This is a genomic window from Vicinamibacterales bacterium (assembly GCA_036496585.1).
Lineage (GTDB): Bacteria > Acidobacteriota > Vicinamibacteria > Vicinamibacterales > 2-12-FULL-66-21 > JAICSD01.
Window position 1 is genome coordinate 11489 of sequence record DASXLB010000021.1, and the last position, 16992, is coordinate 28480.

General features: G+C 68.3%; 11 protein-coding genes. 1 reads left to right on the plus strand and 10 read right to left on the minus strand.

Going from position 1 to position 16992, the window contains the following annotated elements:
- Nucleotides 1–23 precede the first annotated feature (23 nt).
- The 7 genes from VGI12_06405 to VGI12_06435 form a co-directional block, all read right to left on the minus strand.
- The gene (locus VGI12_06405; GenBank protein ID HEY2432288.1) at nt 24–1262 is read right to left on the minus strand and encodes a glycosyltransferase; all 1239 of its coding nucleotides are present in this window, start codon (nt 1260–1262) and stop codon (nt 24–26) included.
- Nucleotides 1259–3235: an asparagine synthase (glutamine-hydrolyzing) gene (gene asnB, locus VGI12_06410; GenBank protein HEY2432289.1), complete on the minus strand. Its 1977-nt coding sequence runs from the start codon at nt 3233–3235 to the stop codon at nt 1259–1261. The genes VGI12_06405 and asnB (VGI12_06410) overlap by 4 nt, the downstream gene beginning before the upstream one ends.
- On the minus strand, nt 3236–5146 hold the full coding sequence (gene asnB / locus VGI12_06415) for an asparagine synthase (glutamine-hydrolyzing) (protein ID HEY2432290.1): 1911 nt from the start codon (nt 5144–5146) through the stop codon (nt 3236–3238).
- The gene (locus tag VGI12_06420; GenBank protein HEY2432291.1) at nt 5134–6246 is read right to left on the minus strand and encodes a glycosyltransferase; all 1113 of its coding nucleotides are present in this window, start codon (nt 6244–6246) and stop codon (nt 5134–5136) included. The genes asnB (VGI12_06415) and VGI12_06420 overlap by 13 nt, the downstream gene beginning before the upstream one ends.
- 79 nt (nt 6247–6325) lie before the next feature.
- Nucleotides 6326–8224: an asparagine synthase (glutamine-hydrolyzing) gene (gene asnB, locus VGI12_06425; protein ID HEY2432292.1), complete on the minus strand. Its 1899-nt coding sequence runs from the start codon at nt 8222–8224 to the stop codon at nt 6326–6328.
- Nucleotides 8212–10296, minus strand: coding sequence for an alginate lyase family protein (locus VGI12_06430; GenBank protein ID HEY2432293.1), 2085 nt, complete (start codon nt 10294–10296; stop codon nt 8212–8214). Before VGI12_06430 ends, asnB (VGI12_06425) begins: the two co-directional genes overlap by 13 nt.
- 134 nt (nt 10297–10430) lie before the next feature.
- Nucleotides 10431–11537, minus strand: coding sequence for a glycosyltransferase family 4 protein (locus VGI12_06435; GenBank protein HEY2432294.1), 1107 nt, complete (start codon nt 11535–11537; stop codon nt 10431–10433).
- Between the two features lie 506 nt (nt 11538–12043).
- Between VGI12_06435 and VGI12_06440 the strand changes: the two genes are divergently transcribed.
- The gene (locus VGI12_06440) at nt 12044–13858 is read left to right on the plus strand and encodes an endonuclease/exonuclease/phosphatase family protein (protein HEY2432295.1); all 1815 of its coding nucleotides are present in this window, start codon (nt 12044–12046) and stop codon (nt 13856–13858) included.
- Here the strand turns inward: VGI12_06440 and VGI12_06445 are convergent.
- Genes VGI12_06445 through VGI12_06455 form a run of 3 tightly spaced genes read right to left on the minus strand, consistent with a single transcriptional unit; the run spans nt 13809 to nt 16989 of the window.
- The gene (locus VGI12_06445) at nt 13809–14834 is read right to left on the minus strand and encodes a glycosyltransferase (GenBank protein ID HEY2432296.1); all 1026 of its coding nucleotides are present in this window, start codon (nt 14832–14834) and stop codon (nt 13809–13811) included. The two genes, VGI12_06440 and VGI12_06445, sit on opposite strands and share 50 nt — an antisense overlap.
- Complete coding sequence (locus tag VGI12_06450) at nt 14831–16039, minus strand: CDP-glycerol glycerophosphotransferase family protein (GenBank protein ID HEY2432297.1); 1209 nt, start codon at nt 16037–16039, stop codon at nt 14831–14833. Before VGI12_06450 ends, VGI12_06445 begins: the two co-directional genes overlap by 4 nt.
- A complete protein-coding gene (locus VGI12_06455; GenBank protein HEY2432298.1) occupies nt 16036–16989 on the minus strand; it encodes a glycosyltransferase in 954 nt (317 codons plus the stop codon). Before VGI12_06455 ends, VGI12_06450 begins: the two co-directional genes overlap by 4 nt.
- Nucleotides 16990–16992: the final 3 nt, after the last annotated feature.

A 16992-nucleotide genomic window follows, 5' to 3' on the forward strand; every position in this document is an offset into this window, starting at 1 on the left:
GCAGGCGGAACCTAGGCTCCGCTTTACGCGATGGCTCGCTCGGCCACCGGATGCTTGTGTGCGGTCTCGAACAGAGCCCGCTCGAAATCGTGCGCCACCGCCGACCAGTCATAGCGCTCGACGACCAGGCGGCGGCCGGCGGCTTCCACGCCGCGCCGGATCTCGGCGTCCCGCATCAGCCGGACGACCGCTTGCGCGAAGCGTGCGGGTTCGTCGGCGATCTCGATGTCGCGTCCGCCGGTCACCGGCAGCCCCTCGGCGCCCACGGTCGTCGACACGACGGCCCTGGCCATCGCCATGGCCTCGAAGATCTTCAGCCGCGTGCCGCCGCCGATCCGGAGCGGCACGACGTACACCGCCGCCCGCGCGACATGGGGACGCACGTCCTCGACTCGCCCGGTGACCTCGACGCCGGGCAATTCCGCCAGCCGCTGCACCGCGGGGGTCGGCGCGCGGCCGACGATGCTCAGCGTGGCGGCAGGCTCGGCCTGGCGGATGCGCGGAAGGATCTCGCGACAGAAATAAGTCATCCCGTCTTCGTTGGGCAGCCAGTCCATCGAACCGGTGAACACCATGTGCGCTGGCAGGGCCGGGTCGGTCGGCGGGGTGAAGTAGCTGGTGTCGACGCCGGTCTGCACGACATGCGCCGGCGCGCCGAGCGCGCCCGGATAGAGCCGCTCGAACGTGCGGCCGTCGGCCTCCGACACCGCGAGGACGAGGTCGAAGCGCGACAGCGCATCGCGTTCGAACCGCTCCATACGCCGCCACTGCCGGGTGAGCGCCGCCTTCGCCACCGGGTTGCGCGCGTTCTCGACGTGACGGCGCCAGATCTCCGCCTCGACGTTGTGCGTGAACAGGATTGACGGACACGGCAGCCGCTGCGGCAGGTTGACGACCGGCACCAGGAAATCGCAGACGACGGCGTCGTAGCGCTCCGTCGCGAGCAGCCGGTCGAGCCGATCGCGATACGCGCCGGATCGATACTTCGCGACCGCATACGGCGCGGGATTCACGAGATAGCGTGCTGCGTCGGCGTAGAAGCGCCAGGTGCCCTTGGCCGCATCGCTGCGCGGTACGGTCTCGAGCCGGCTGCAGACCTCGCGCATGCCCTCGCGGTCGGCCTCCGTCTGGGACTCGTCCGCAAACGAGAGGTAGTGGATGTCGTGGCGGGCGGCCAGATGACGCATGACGTGCCACGTCCGCAGCTTTCCCCCCTTGTCGAGCGGGAGCAGCAGGCCGGCATTCAACCAGAGCAGCTTCATGCGGTCGCCCTCAGATCGGCGGCGGCGTCCTCCGGCACGACCGACGGAACCGGCAGCGTCTGCACGCCGTCGCCGTCGACGAATGTCCGATACCAGAGTTCGAGATTCATCAGGGCCCACAGCGCGTCGCCGCCGTCGAGGGTGCCGTCGGCATGGCCGTCGATGAGCGCCGCAACCGCAGCGGGGTCGGTGAGTCCGCGCTGCCGCGCACGCGTGTCGAGCAGAACGTCGCGCGCCAGCCCGGCACCTCGGCCGCGCAGCCAGATCCCGAATGGCACCGGGAACCCCATCTTGCGGCGCGTCAGGATTGCGGCGGGCAGCAGCGGCTTCACCGCTTCGCGCAGAATCCATTTCGTCGTCAGGCCGCGCAGCTTCAGCCGCGCCGGCAGTTGCGCCGCGAACTCGACGAGGTGGTGATCGAGAAACGGGACGCGGCTCTCGATCGACGCCGCCATGCTCATCTGGTCCTGCTTCATCAGCAACTCGACGAGGTAGGTCTTGAGGTCGGCGTAGAGCAGACGATCCAGCGTGCTGCTGTGGCCGTTGGGGCGATCGAAATAGGCGCGCGACGCCGTGTAGACACTGGCGGTCGCGAGCGGCGCCAGCCGAGGCGCGAGCAGCGCCGCCTGGCGGCGCAGGCCGATCGACGCGAAGTTGTCGAAGAACATCGCTTCTGGCGTCCGCGGCATCGCCAGGAACGATCGGGCCGCGTAGCGCCCGGCCCGTCCTCCGAGGCGCGGGACGACGCGCTGCGCGACGAAATCCCTCAGCACTGCCGGCGCGAGCTGCCAGATCGCGCCGGCCCGCCAGTTGGCGAGCGCGCGCGGATACTTGCCATAGCCGGCGAGCAGCTCGTCGCTGCCCTCGCCGGTCAACACGACCTTGACGTGCTCGCTCGCAAGCTTCGAGACGAAGTAGAGGGGGACGCTCGACGGGTGCGCGATCGGCTCGTCCTCGTGCCACACCAGCCGCGGCAGCGCCCCGAAGAAATCGCGCTCGTCGATGACGATTTCGTGTGACGTGGCCTTGATCGCCGTCGCCACCGTGCGCGCGAAATGCAGTTCGCTGTAGGCGTGCTGTTTGAACGCGACGGAGAACGTCTCGAGCGGCCGATCGATCATCCCGGCCATCAGCGCCGCGATCGCGCTCGAGTCGATGCCTCCCGACAGGAACATGCCGAGCGGCACGTCCGCCATCAGGCGGGTCCGTACCGCCTCCTCGAGCCGGCGCCGGAATTCGGCGACGGCCGCGCCATCCGACAGCGCGGCGATCTCCGCCGTTCGCCGGCCGGTCGGCACGTCCCACCACTGCCGGGTCGTGGCGTGGCCGTTCTCGAGCACCAGCAGGTGACCGGGCAGGAGACGGTTCACGCCTCGGAACAGCGTCTCGGTGCCCGACACGTAGCGGCTTCCGAGCAGTTCTGGCACCGCCTGCTCGTTCGCCTCGGCGCGGACGAGACCGCTCGCGAGCAGCGCCTTGATCTCGGATCCAAACAGCAGCCGCCCCTGCCGCATCGCCCAGTAGAGCGGCTTGATGCCGAGGCGATCGCGCACGAGCAGTAGACGCCTTCGTGGCGCATCCCACAGCGCCAACGCGAACATGCCGCGGAACCGCTCGACGCAGCCGTCGCCCCACTGCTCGTAGGCATGGACGATCGTCTCGGTGTCGCTTCGCGTCCGGTAGACGTGGCCGCGCGCTTCGAGCTCGGATCGTATCTCGGCGTGGTTGTAGATCTCGCCGTTGAAGACCACCCAGATCGAGCCGTCCTCGTTGGCGAGCGGCTGATGGCCGGCGGCGAGGTCGACGATGCTCAGGCGGCGGTGGGCGAGTCCGGCCACGCCGTCGCAATACGTCCCGGCATCGTCAGGGCCGCGATGGGTGATGATGTCGCGCATCGCACCGAGACGGGCTTGCTCGTCGGCCGTGAGCCGATCCCGACTGTCGGAGGCGACGATGCCGGCGATCCCGCACATCTAGATGGCCTCCGCGTAGGGGGCGCGCGCCGCCGGCGCCTGATCGATGAACTGCCGGAACCAGAGCTCGAGCATGATGAGCTGCCACAGTCGGTGACGGTGATCGGCATGGCCGCTGCGGTGTTCGCGCCAGAGGCGTGTCACCTCGCGGTCGTCGAAGACGCCGCGGCCGCGCAGCCGGCCGTCGGTCAGCAGCGCCTCGGTCATCGGGGCGAGCGGGCCGCGCAGCCATTCGCCGATCGGCGCCTCGAACCCCTGTTTGCCGCGCGCGAGGATCTCGGGCGGCAGACGCCGCTCGAGCACTTTGCGCAGCAGATACTTGCCGCGTCCATGGCGGATCTTGAGCGACGAGGGGACCGTGGCGGCGAATTCGAGCAGCCGGTGATCGAGGAGCGGATCGCGCGCTTCGAGCGAGACCGCCATGCTCATGCGATCGACCTTGGTCAGGATGTCGTCGACCATGTAGGTGTGGACGTCGACGTAGAGCCCGCGATCGATCGGGTCGAGCGAGCCGCAGCGGTCATAGATGTCGCGGAAGGCCGCGAACGGGTCGGCGCCGCGCACCGCGGCGGCGAAGTCGCCGGAATAGAGCCGGCGCTTGGCGTCGGGTTCGAACATCCCGTAGGCGTGCTTGAGCGCGTAGGCCTGCCCGGGTGCCGCGCCGAGGTGGCGGAGCGCGCGGGCCCCCTTGATCGAGAGCGGCAGCGCCCGCCCGAGCGCGGCAGCCGCCGCGCCGGCCGAACCGAACGCGGTACGAGCGCGCTGCTCCCAGTGCTCGACGCGGTGGCGCTTGTAGCCGGCCCACAGTTCGTCGCCGCCATCGCCCGACAAGGCGACCGTCACCAGTTCACGGGCCGCCTTCGATACGTAGTAGGTCGGCACCGCCGACGAGTCGGCGAAGGGCTCGTCGAAGTGCCACGCCAGCTTCGGCAGCAGAGAGACGATGTCGGGGGTGACAGTGCGCGGGTGGAACTCGCAGCCGAGGTGTTCGGCGACGCGCCGCGCGTGCGCGAGCTCGTCATAGCGGCCTTCGTCGAAGCCGACCGAAATCGTCACCGGCCGCCGTCCGCCGCTCTCGACCATATAGGCGGCGACCGCGCTGGAGTCGATCCCGCCCGACAGGAACGCGCCGAGCGGCACGTCGGCGATCTGGCGCAGCGCCACCGACTCCGCCAGCAGCGCGTCGAGCCGTTCGAGATACTCGTCCTCGCGAGCGGCATCGCCGTCGCCGGTGAAGGTGAGATCCCAGTAGCGGAAGGTTCGCACGGCGCCGTTCTCGGCCACCAGCACGTGTCCCGGTTCGAGCTTGTGGATGCCGCGGTAGATCGTCGCCGGCGCAGGGATGTAGAGCAGCGTCAGGAACGCGTCGATTGCGTCGGCGCGCCACTCCCGTGGCACTTCAGGGTCTTCGAGCAGCGACTTCAGCTCCGAGCCGAAGACAACGCCGCGGCCCGGCAGCTCTGCGTAGTACAGCGGCTTCACGCCGACGCGGTCGCGCGCCAGGACCAGCCGCCGCTTCGCAGCGTCCCATACGGCGTACGCGAACATGCCGCGAAACCGCTCGACCGACCGCTCGCCCCATTCTTCGTAGCCGTGGACGATGACTTCCGTGTCGGAGCCGGTCTTGAAGCGATGGCCGCGCGCGATCAGCTCCGCGCGCACCTCGGCGAAGTTGTAGATTTCGCCGTTGAAGACCGTCCACACCGTTCCCGTCTCGTTCGACAGCGGCTGGTCGCCGGTCGTGAGATCGATGATGCTCAGGCGACGGTGTCCCAGCCCGATGCCGGGGGCGACGTGATAGCCCGCGGCATCAGGCCCGCGGTGCGCGACGGCGTCGGTCATCGCCTCGAGCGTCAGGCGGTCGACCGGACGCATCGGGTCGTAGTTGAATCGTCCGGCTATGCCGCACATGGTTCCGCCGCCGGCAGCGCGAGCTGGGTCAGATAGAGCTCCTCGAACGAGTGGACCATGCGGTCGAACGAATACCGGGTGACCATGTCTTCCTGTGCCGCCGCGCCGATGTGCCGCGCGCGATCGGGCGCCAGCGCCAGCCGTTCGATCGCCGCGGCGAGCGCGCCGGCGTCGTCCACGGGGACCAGCAGCCCGGTGCGGCCGTGATCGATGAGATCGAGAAGCCCGCCGACGGCGCTGGCGACGACCGGCAGCCCGGCAGCCATGGCTTCCATGGCGGCGTTCGGAAACGCCTCGGATCGCGAGGGGAGGGCGAACACGTCCGCCCGCGCGAGCAGCGCCGGCACGTCGTCGACATGTCCGAGGAACTCGACGCGGTCCTCGATGCGCAGCGCGCGGGCCAGCGCGCCGAGCTCGGCGGCGCGCGGACCGTCGCCGGCGACGAGATATCGCAGGTCCGGATGCGACGCGGCCAGGAGAGCGGCCGATTGCAGCAGGATCTCGTGCGCCTTCTCGCGCCGCAGATTGGCGACGGTCAGAATGGTCCGGACGGGCCGCGTCTCCCTGACGTTGCCGGCCGGCAGTACTCCGTTGGGGATGACGTGGATGCGACCGGCCGGCACCCCCTCGCGCTCGAGCTCGCTTTTCGCGGCGCTCGAATTCGCGACGATTGCCTGCGCGCAGCGGTAGGCGTGACGCTGCAGCGCGATCTGTCCTCCCGTCTTATCGGGGTTCAGCTCGCGCCGGCTGCCGACGCGCACCGGCACGCCGGCAAGCGCCGCGGCCGGCAATGCGAAGACGTTCGCGTACAAGTCACAGGCCTGCACGACCTGGATGCGGTGCCGCCGGCACCAGCGCACGAACAGCGCGGCCTGCGCGAGGGTGGCCGGGCGCGCAAAGCCGCGGATCGGGAAGGCGGTGACGGCCGCCTTCTCTTCGACGCGCGGCAGCCATGCCCCCTCCGGATGAAAGCAGCCGACCTTGACGTCGACGCGTTCGGAATCGAACCGTCGGATGAGCTCGGTCATCTGCCGTTCGGTGCCCCCGGGATGGAAACTCGTAAGGAAGACGGCTACCCGTATTGGGTGTCTGTGCTCCACTTTTCTCAACCGTTTGCCAACTGAGCAAGCGAGGTGCCACGCCGCCGGCCGCCAGATGGCGAGCAGAGTGGGAAAAGTGTTACCCGACGCTGGCAGCGGGACTGCTGACCGGCACGTCGAGATACTGGCGATGCCAGAGTTCGAACACCAGCAGCTGCCAGAGCCGCAAAGTGTGGTCGCGTCCCGCCAGGTGTTCGCGCAGCAGGCGTGCGACGAACGCGGGGTCGAAATAGCCGCGCTGCCGCGTGCGCGGGGCGTCGAGCACGTCGGCAAACAGCCCGGTGAGGCCGCCTCGGAACCAGGTGCCGAGCGGAATGCCGAATCCCTGCTTGCGTCGCGACAGGATGGGCTCGGGCAGCATCGTCTTGAGCGTTTCCTTGAGGACGTGCTTGCGACGCCCGTGGCTGATCTTGAAGCGGGCGGGCAGCGTTGCCGCGAAGTCGATCACCTCGTTGTCGAGCAGGGGCACCCGCGATTCGATCGAGTGCGCCATGCTCATGCGATCGACCTTGGTCAGGACGTCCTCGGGCAGATAGGTCTCGAAGTCGAAGCGCATTATCCGGCTGTCGTGCGGCAGCGCCGCGAATCGATCGAAGTGCCGCGCGAGGCGGTTTTCCGCCTGCAGTACGGCGGCCTGCCGCAGATCTGCCGAATAGAGTGACGCGCGCTCGTCCTGATGGAAGAACCCTATCGAGTCGAGATAGCGTCCGGCGGCGTCCTTGGCGACGTGACGCAGGAAGTTCTTGCCGGTGGCGCCATGCGGCAGCCAGGGCCAGGCGAGCCCGGCCGCGGCGCGGACGCCTGGGAATGCCAGCCGATCGAACTGCGCCACGCGCGGATGGGGCAGATAGCGATCGTAGCCGCCGAACAGCTCGTCACCACCGTCACCCGAGAGCACGACCGTGACGTGACGACGCGCCATCTCCGAGACGTACCACGTCGGGATGGCAGACGAGTCGGCGAAGGGCTCGTCGAAATGCGAGATCAGATCGTCGAGAATGGTCAGCCCGTCTGGACGCACGACGAATTCGTGGTGCTCGGTGCCGAAGTGCGTGGCCACAAGCCGCGCGTACTCGAGCTCGTCGAAAGCCGGATCATCGAAACCGATCGAGAAGGTCTTGACCGGGCGTCCGCTGGAGGCGGTTGCGCGCGCCATCATGCCGACGACCGCCGACGAGTCGACGCCCCCCGACAGGAACGCGCCGAGCGGCACGTCGCTGATCAGGTGCGAACGGACGGCGTCCTGGAGGACGTCGCCGAGCGCCGCGACGGCGTCGGCTTCGGTGCCAGCGAAGCTCTCGTCGGCCGATATCTGCCAGTACCGACGCACCTCGATGCGGCCGTCGCGCCACTTCAGCAGGTGCCCCGGGGGCAGCTTGCGGATGCCCTCGAACATCGAGCCGTCGCGCGGGGCGTAGAGAAAGGCGAGGTAGTGATCGAGCGCCTCGACGTTCAGCCGCGGCTCGACAGCGCGCGCGGCCAGCAGCGACTTGATCTCGCTCGCGAAGTACAGGCGGCCGTTTCGTTCGGCGAAGTGCAGCGGCTTCTGTCCGGCGCGGTCGCGCCCGAGCAGCAGGGTGCGCGTGGACTGATCCCAGATGGCGATGCCGAACATCCCGCGCAGCCGGCGGAACACGTCGTCACCCCATTGCTCGTAGGCGTGGACGATGGTCTCGGTATCGCTCGATGTGTAGAACCGATGCCCGTACGACTCCAGCTGGGCGCGCAGCTCGCGGTAGTTGTAGATCTCGCCATTGAAGACGACGCGCACGGTCTGCGTCTCGTTGTGGATGGGCTGATGGCCCCCAGCGAGATCGATGATGCTGAGCCGGCGCATGCCGAGGGCAGCCCCGGCCTCGACGTGAATGCCCTCGTCGTCGGGCCCGCGGTGCCGGATAGCCTCGCACATGCGGTGGACGAGGTTCAGATCGGGCTTGCGGCTGGCGTCGGTGTCGACGAATCCGGCTATTCCACACATATGGTACGGCGCGGCTCAATGCACGGCTGAGGCCAGCCACTGCCGGGCCGCAGAGCTTCCGGCATCGGGGGAACCGTCACGGCGACCTGCCACGCGTCGTTGCCGTCGATTTCGAAGACGAACACGGTTCGTCCTTCCTTGCACGTCCGGGATGCCAGGCTGACGGTCCGCTCGCCGTCGGCGACCCGCACCGGCACGAACGTGCCGAGCGCCGTCTCGGTGGCGGCGTCCTCGCAGGCGCGCAGCTCGATCGCGGCCTCGATGCAACCGTAGGCCGGCGACCACGAGTCTGTGGTGGAAATCATCCGCAGCGAGGCGGTGGTCGCGAGGGTCAGGCCGAGGCCAGACACATGGGTCAGCCGGAACCCGGCTGGACAGGGAAGCGCCGACCACTCCGGGTGGAGATGCCAATGCGTCTCGATTCGCGCCGGACGCGGCAGGGCCGCGTAGTCCACGACGAGCCAGCCGGCATCGGCGACCGCGATCACCATGCGGACGATCGGGAATCCGTAACCGACATGCAGGCCGACGGCGAACTCGCGCCCCGGATCGAGAGTGGCGGTGAGCAGGCGGGCGTCCGCGGATTGCGCCCAGTGGAACGCGCCACGCGGCCGCGCGTACGAGTGGCCGTCGATCGTTACCGTGTTGTGTATCTCGGGCGCCCGGAATCGATCGCGCGTATCGGGATCCATCGTGTAGGTCGGCATGCCCGCATCGACGAGGAGCGGATGACCCGCGACGGTCAGCACCATCGACAGCGCGTCGGCGTGTGCGTGTCCGCCGTTGAGAAATCCGTGCGGACCGGCGTCGAACACCAGATGACCGCGGCCTTCCGGCCGACGGAAAACGACGTAGCCCGTGTCAGCCAGCGTCCGCGAGGGCCAGGCCGCCGCGTGCGCGGGGGTGGCGGGCGGCGCGGCGCCAAGAATCCAGTACACGTCAGGCGTGGCCTGGCCGACCGCGAGCGCGGGATCGGCGAGGACCGCGGCAGCGGCGGCGAGCGTCGGCGAGGCGTCGTCCGCCGCGGCGCCGCCGAACCGGAACAGTTGACCGCCATCCTCGTCGCCCGTGTGGGGCAGGAGGCCACGCTCGTCGGCGATGGTGCGAAGGTATGCGGCCTGCGCGCGCAGAGGGGCCTCGAACGATCCGTCTCCGTCGTCGATCGCGCGCGACACCAGATTGGCCAGCAGATAGAAGTCGGTCGAGTAACGGTGGTAATGGCTGGACAGCTCGGCATGTCCGCCGTCGGCGCGAATCTGTGCGCCTGCCTCGCGGCCGAGCAAGCGTCGGCCGAGCGCCTCGCGCCGGGCGCTCGCGCCAAGCTCCGGGAAGGCGCGCGAGACGGCGTAGAGCGCCAGCGCTTCGCCGCTGATGTGCGTGTTCGGGCTGAAGTAGATCGAGAGATTCTGCTCGACATGGACGAGCTGACGATCGAGCGCGACCAGCAGGTCGACCAGCCATGGCGTCTCATCCGACTCGGTGTCTCTGCAGAAGAACTCGACAGCCCATGTCCACGACAACATCCGAAACGCGAGCTCCAGCATGCTCGCCCAGTTGACGCCGTCGAGCGGGGGATTGGCGCGCAGCCAGTCCTGGAGCTGACGCACGAAGGCTCTCCGATATTCCGTCCGATCCGACAGCCAGGAGGCCGCGCCCAGCAGCAGGAAGTGCTGGTGCCGGTTCACTTCCCAGATCACCTTGTGATCGCCCGACTGCGGATCGAGGTATGGGACGTCGGCCCAGTAGCCGCGCGGCGCCGTACGGCCGTGGACGACATCGGTGTGCCACGCGGGCGTGCGCCCGACGAGAAGTTCGCGATAGCCGAGCAGGTCGTAGCGGCCGTTGAGGACAGCGTCCGCACGCCGACACGCGTCGCCGGCGGCGTCGGGGAAGCGCAGCCGGATGGCGTCGACGAGTTCCGCGCGGCTGGCCGCGGCGACCGGCCAGCGCCGACCGCGCGTCGCGAAATGGCGGCCGAGCGCTTGGTGCGCGGCGAGGTAGTCGCCGGCGCGCGCCGCTCGATGCGCCTCGCCGGCGAGCGATCCGGCGGCCGGCTGAAGGATTCGCGTCAAGTCGGAGCGGCGCCATGCCGGACGGGCAGCGGCGAACCTGATTCGGCCCATCGCCTTCCTGGTTTCGCAGAAGGCCCGAAAACGCAGTTCCTCGCCGCTCATCCGGCGTGCCCGCGCCAGCGCCGACGCCGGGTTCATGCCGTGGTGACAGCGGGGGCGAGCCGGTGGCCGGCGACGCCGTGATAGAGATCGAGCCACTGTCCGCGCACCGGCGGCCACTGATAACGCGCGCATCCCTCGAAAGCCGCCTCGGTCAATCGCTGCGCGAGCCCGGGCTCTTCGAGCAGTCGCGCCATGGCGTCGGCCGCGGCTCGATGATCGTCGCAAGGGACGAGCAGGCCGTTCTCGCCGTTACTGAGGATCGCCGGCACACCGCCGGCGTTCGTCGACACCACGGGGCACCCGCTTGCGTACGCCTCGAGCACCGAAGTCGGCATGTTGTCGATATCCGGCGTCTGCAGATAGATGTCGGCGTCTGCGTAGAAGCGCCAGATGTCATCGGGCGGGACCCGCCCGGTGAAGGTCACGTGCCGCAGGTTCAACTCGGTGGCGAGCGCACGAAGCGCATTTTCCTGGGATCCGCCCCCGACCAGCGTCAACCGCGCATCGGGATACCGCGCCTGCAGGAGCTGGAAGGCACGAAGCGTACAGGGCAGGTTGTAGAGCCCTTCGAAGTTTCGCGTCGAGACCACCCAGGGACGCAGCCCATCGCGACGGCGGAACCGGAACCGCTCGAGATCGACGATGTTGGGAATCACCTGGGCGGGGATGCCGAACCCTTCGAACACGCCCTGCAGGAAGCGTGAGGGGACGGCGTTGCGGTCGACGCGCCGCAGCGTCGCCCGCGCAATCGCCGAGCGGCGCAGATGGTCCGGTGCCTCTCCGCTTCGATAGTTCATCACGACGGGCTTGCCGAGGAGCCTGGCGATCAGGACGGCGGGGAGCGGCGCCAGCAGAAACGACGTGTACGACGCGGAGAACACATGAACCACGTCGGCCTTGCGAAGCTCGCGCAGGAGCAGCGGCCAGTACCAGAGTTCGGTCACAATCGTCCGGACGTATTTGATGCTGGTGAGCTTCGCCAGCCGGCCGCGGGGTCGCGGGTTGATGGGGACCAGCCACGCGACGACGTCAGGATCGTCGCGCCAGGCGCGCAGGAGCCGAGACGCCTGCACCGCTTGACCGCCGAGAATGCCCATCGACGGCGCGACGATGGCGATTCTCAGGCGCGACGGAGACACGCCCCGAGCTCTGCAAGGGCTGAGCCGCGGCTCGCATCTGTCCGTCTACGCTACACCGCTCCTTGTCCAGCTCGCCTCGGTTGCTGTAGAGCTTCAACAGTGATCGGATCTATTACTCAGCCGTATTCGAGGTAATAGTCAAATTCCGAGCAAATTGCTGTTGAGCTGTGTAATTCATGGAAACGGATGAGTTGTCATCCCCATGCCTGCTGAGTCCGCTTTCTGTGCGGATCCATGTTTTTCGAACGATTCAGCACCGTACCCCCATGGTCGCGTCTTTGCCTTGACACGGCAAACGCAACCACGGCTTCTTCAGACAGTTCGTCGTTCGCAGTTGCCCGTGTGCCTCCGGAGGAAAAGAAGTGTACACACGACTCGTTCGGAATGTGGCCTCCGCCACGCTGGCCACCCTCCTCGTCGCCGCAGGCGTCCGGACCGCAGCGGCGGGCACTGACATCGTCTTGTATGCACGCAATGCCACCGCTGTCGTGGGCGCGTGGTCACGGGTGACGGACTCTACCGCGGCCGGCGGCATGCGCATGGCCAACCCCGACTCGGGCGCTGCAAAGCTGAACACCGCGGCGGCATCGCCAGCCAGCTATTTCGAAGTGCAGTTCACGGCGCAAGCCGGCATCCCCTACCATCTTTGGATTCGCGGCAAGGCATTGAACGACTCGTGGCTGAACGACTCCGTTTTCGTGCAGTTCAACGGTAGCGTCAATGCGTCCGGGTCGGCGATCGATCGCATCGGCACCTCGTCGGCGGCGGTCTACAGCCTCGAAGCGAGCAGCGGCGCCGGCGAAAGCGGCTGGGGCTGGGAGGACGACGAATACGGCGGTCTGGCGGATCCGATCTATTTCAGCGGCACCTCGCAGACCATTCGCATCCAGGTGCGGGAAGACGGGCTCTCGATCGATCAGATCGTGCTGTCGCCGGTCAACTATCTGAGCAGCGCGCCAGGCCTGGCGAAGAACGACAGCACGATCCTGTCGGAAAACACCGGCGGCTCGACGACCACCGGCACCTCGCCGACGACACCGTCTGGCGGATCGATTGGCTGGACGAACGCGGTCAACGCCACGGTCTCGGGCTCGACGCTGAAGAAGAACGCCGGCTGCAGCGGGTGCTTCGACGCGGGCGGTATCAGCCAGCAGTCGTTCACGAGCGGCACGGTGTCGTTCGGCGTCGGCACGGGGCAGGCGCTCTTCGTCGGCCTGGGACACGATACGAGCAGCAGCACCAGCTACAACATCGACTACGCGTTCAAGTTCACTGGTGGCAGCGGCTGGGAGATTCGTGAGGCGAACGTCTACAAGACCGAGGGGTCGTTCAGCGCGAGCGACGTGTTCTCGATTGGCCTCAGCGGCTCGACGGTGACCTACTACCGCAACAGCGCGGTGGTCTACACCAGTCATGCTGCCGCGTCGGGCACCTTCGTGCTCGATACGAGCATGGGGAGCGTCGGCGCGACCGTGTCGAACGCCAGCCTGAGCTCGTCGACCTCGACGACCACGCCGCCCCCGCCCAGCCAGCCTCCACCCCCGTCGAATCCACCGAGTTCCGGCGGCACCACGCTGCGCCTTCTGCAGTGGAACACGCACCACGGCGGCTACGGCACCGACAACGTCTACAGCCCGGATCGGCTCTCTACGTGGGCTGCGTCGTTCCAGCCCGATGTGGTGATGTTCAACGAAATCGAGAAGAACGATTCGTGGGGCAGTCAGGATCAGCCCGAGGTCTACCGGTCGCTGCTGCAGCAGAAGACCGGGAAGACCTGGTATTACGTGTTCGCGCAGGAATTCGGGGCCTGGTCGTCAGCTGGGAAAGGGAACCTGATCCTGTCGACGTATCCGATCCAGGTGTCGGACCGCTACGAGCTGGTGCACAACGCCGATCGCAGCATCGCGCTCGCCGAGATCACGGTCAACAATCGCGAGATCACGTTGATCTCGACGCACCTCGATCCCGACGACGCCAGCCTGCGGCTCGTGCAGGCCACCGAGGTGACCGGCTTTGCGGCGGCACAGCCCGAGAACCGGATCCTCACGGGTGACATGAACGCGTGGCCCGACCAGACGTCGATTGCCCAGTACAACACCCTGTACAACGACTCGTGGACGGTGGCCTCGAACAACGGGACCGCGGTGGCATTCTCGGGGAACAGCGGCGAGACCAAGAACGGCCGCATCGACTACATCTTCTATTCGAAGAGCTCGAGCAACCTGTCGGTCGTGTCGTCCCAGGTCTACGACACTCGGGACGCCAACGGCGTCACGCCAAGCGACCACCGGCCGGTGCTGACCGTGTTCCAGGTGAAGTAGGCCGATCGGCCGGCGACCAGCGCGCCCGCGCATAGCCGGCGAAGAACGCCAGCATCATCTCGTGCCTGAACGCCTCTGCGGCCCGGCCGCGGAGCGCGTTCAGCACGAGTCCTCGGACGTCCCGCAGGGCGCTCCCATACATGTAACGCGGCAGCCCCAGAACATGCGGCGTCCGCCGCAGATCGAGCCCGAGCTCGGTGACCGGCTGGACACGCTCGAGCGCGGCGCGCGATACCCCTTTGCCGAACCACCAGCGCCGGAAGTAGCGCCGGGTCAGGCGCGCGGCGGGGATGTGATGGTGCACTTCCATCCGGGGCAGGTAGTGGCCATGGAATCCGGCCGCTCGCGCCCGCATCAGGAGCTCGGGGACCTCCTGTCCGAGGAGCAGACGTCCGCGGGTGCGGCCGAGATCGGCGCGAAACGGCCCAGCGACCTCGAACAGCTCGCGTCGAGCCGCCAGGTTCGCGCCGAGCGGCACCTTCCGGCGCTCCTCGTAGACGAACGTCTCGGCTCCATGATCCTGGATGGCTATCGTCCCCCAGAGATCGCCGCGTGTGCGATCCAGCCAGCGCGGCGGCGGCGCCTCCCACATCGGACGGACCGGGCCGCCGGCGTACGCGGCGTCCGCGCCGGACCGGAGCGCCTCGCAGGCGGCGTCGAGCCACCCCGGCGCGACGCGCACGTCGTCGTCGGTCATCGCGATGACGGCGCCGCCGGCGTCGCGGATGCCGGCGTTGAGCGCGCTCGAACGTCCCTGCTGCGTTTCGAGGCGATAGCGAAGAGGCACAGGGAAATCGCGCGCCTGCCGCTCGACCACGGCAGGTGTGCCGTCGGTCGAATTGTTGTCGACGACGATGACTTCCCAGGATCGGCCCGCGGCGACGGTCATGTTCCGCAGCGAATCGAGCGTGCGATCGAGAAACGCCGCGCGGTTGTAGGTGGCGATGAGCACGGTGGCGTCGAGGCGCGGGGTCACGTGAGGCTCTGCCGCGGCAGCGGCGATTCGACGGGGATGGCGGCGCCAGGATGGAGCAGGGGCATCAGGAGCGCGACTGCGCGTTCGGTCGCCCGTCCGGCATCGTGAAACAGCGCCGACGCGATCCGCCGGCGGACCGGCGACAATGCGGCCGGCTCCGCGAGGCCGCGCGTCGCCGCCGCTGCAGCCTCCCCGGCGCTCGCGATGACGGTGGCGGCACTGCGCAGCATCGCCACTTTTTCGACGTTGATGCGTGCGACGGCCGCGAGATCGGGCGCGTCGAAGACGACGAGCGGACGATCGCGGACCAGGAACTCGAACCCGATCGAACTGTGGTCCGTGACCATCACGTCAGCCGCGGCGAGCAGGGGCGACGCGTCCGGGGCCTCGGCGAACGCCACCCGGGAGGGTCCCAGCTCGTCGATGATCGCGGCAAACCTGGCGCGCCAGTCGACACCGGCGGTGTAGCGGCGATCGGCGTCGAGCGAGCGGTCGTGCAGCTTCACGATCACGGCAAAGCCCGCCGCGGCGAGCGAGCGGACGATCTCTTCGCCCGCCAGGTGCAGCGACGACGCTTCGGAGTAGGTAGGCGCGTAGAGCACGGCCGGCCGCGTCGACTCCAGACCGAGTTGCGCGCGGACTGCGGCGGCGTCGTAGGCGCCCGCCGCCAGACGATCGATCTTCGGATAGCCGACGAGCGCCCCCTGACGCGGCGTCACGATTCCGGCGGCCAGATAGCGCGCCATGCGATCGCGGTTGATGAACGCCACGCGATCGTAGTACTCGAAGCCGAGCGGCAGGCCTGCCGGATTGTCGAGATCGTATTTGCCAGCGACGCCGTGAAAGAAGTTGACCCGCCGGGCACAGCGGCGCAGCCGCGCGGCCGCCCACGGATCGCCGTTGATATAGAGATCGAACCGTCGCCAGGCGACGTCCCGATGCGCCAGCAACCGGTCGGCGGGGACCAGCTCGCGCACGCGGTCCGGCTGTTCGCTGGTGTACCAGACGCGGACGCCTGATTGCGCGGCGAGCGCTTCGGCGATCGGCGCGAGCACCGCGTGGTAGACGGGCGTACGCAGCTCGACGAGCACTTCCCGGTTCGCCGACAGCCGGCTGATGGCGTGATCGAGCTGGTGCACGACCGGCGTGAGGCGGCGCAACAGCGTCCTGCGGGCCGGCGGCCGGTTGGCCGTGCTACGGGTCATCGCATTCCCAGCTGCCGCAGGATTCCAGCGAAGAACCACACCCACAGTTCGTGATCGAATGCCGAGACCGCGTCGCGGCGTACCGTCGCTGTCAGGCAGGCGCCGGCGCTGGCCAGCGCCTTTCGGTAGAGGTAGCGCGGCACGCCCAGCACGTGAGGAACTGATTTGAAGTCGAGCACGGTCTGCTCGGGGGCTTCCATGTCCAGTCCCGCCTTCTCGTAGAGCATCGCCCGGCTGATGCCTCGCCAGTAGAACCAGCGGCGAAAGTAGGCCTTCTTCAGTCGCGAGGCCGGAATGACGTGCCGGACGACCAGGTCGGGCGCGTAGAAGCCGCGCAGGCCGGCGGCGCGCGCTCGGATGCACCACTCGCGCACTTCCTGGCCGAGCAGCGTGCCGGCCTTGCGCCCGGTGTGCGGATCGAGGAAGCCGGCGCGATCGAAGGCATCCCGACGGAACGCCATGTTGACGCCGAGCGGCGCCCGCGCGCCGAACTCGATCGGCCGCGGCCCGTAGTCGAGCAGCGCAATCACCGCCCACTGCTTGCCGCCGCGGCTGGACAGCCAGGGCGGCGGCGCGGCCCCCCAGATCGGCAGCACGCGACCGCCGACGAAATCACAGCGAAGCCGCTCGAGCCCGGCGGCCGCCTGATCCAGCCAGTCACGTTCGACTCTGACATCGTCGTCGGTGGTCACGACAATGTCGCCCCGCGAGAGACGGATTCCGGCGTTGAGCGCCGGACTGCGGCCCTGCTCGCGTTCGAACACGTAACGCAGGGGAGCCGGAAACGTCGAAGCGGCATGCTCGACGATCGCGCGCGTCTCGTCGGTCGAATTGTTGTCGACGACGATCACCTCCCAGGTCCGCTGAGGGCGAAGCGCGGCCAGGCTCTCGAGCGTGGCCCGCAGTTCGGCGGCACGGTTGTAGGTCGCGATGACCACTGAGAAGGTCATGGC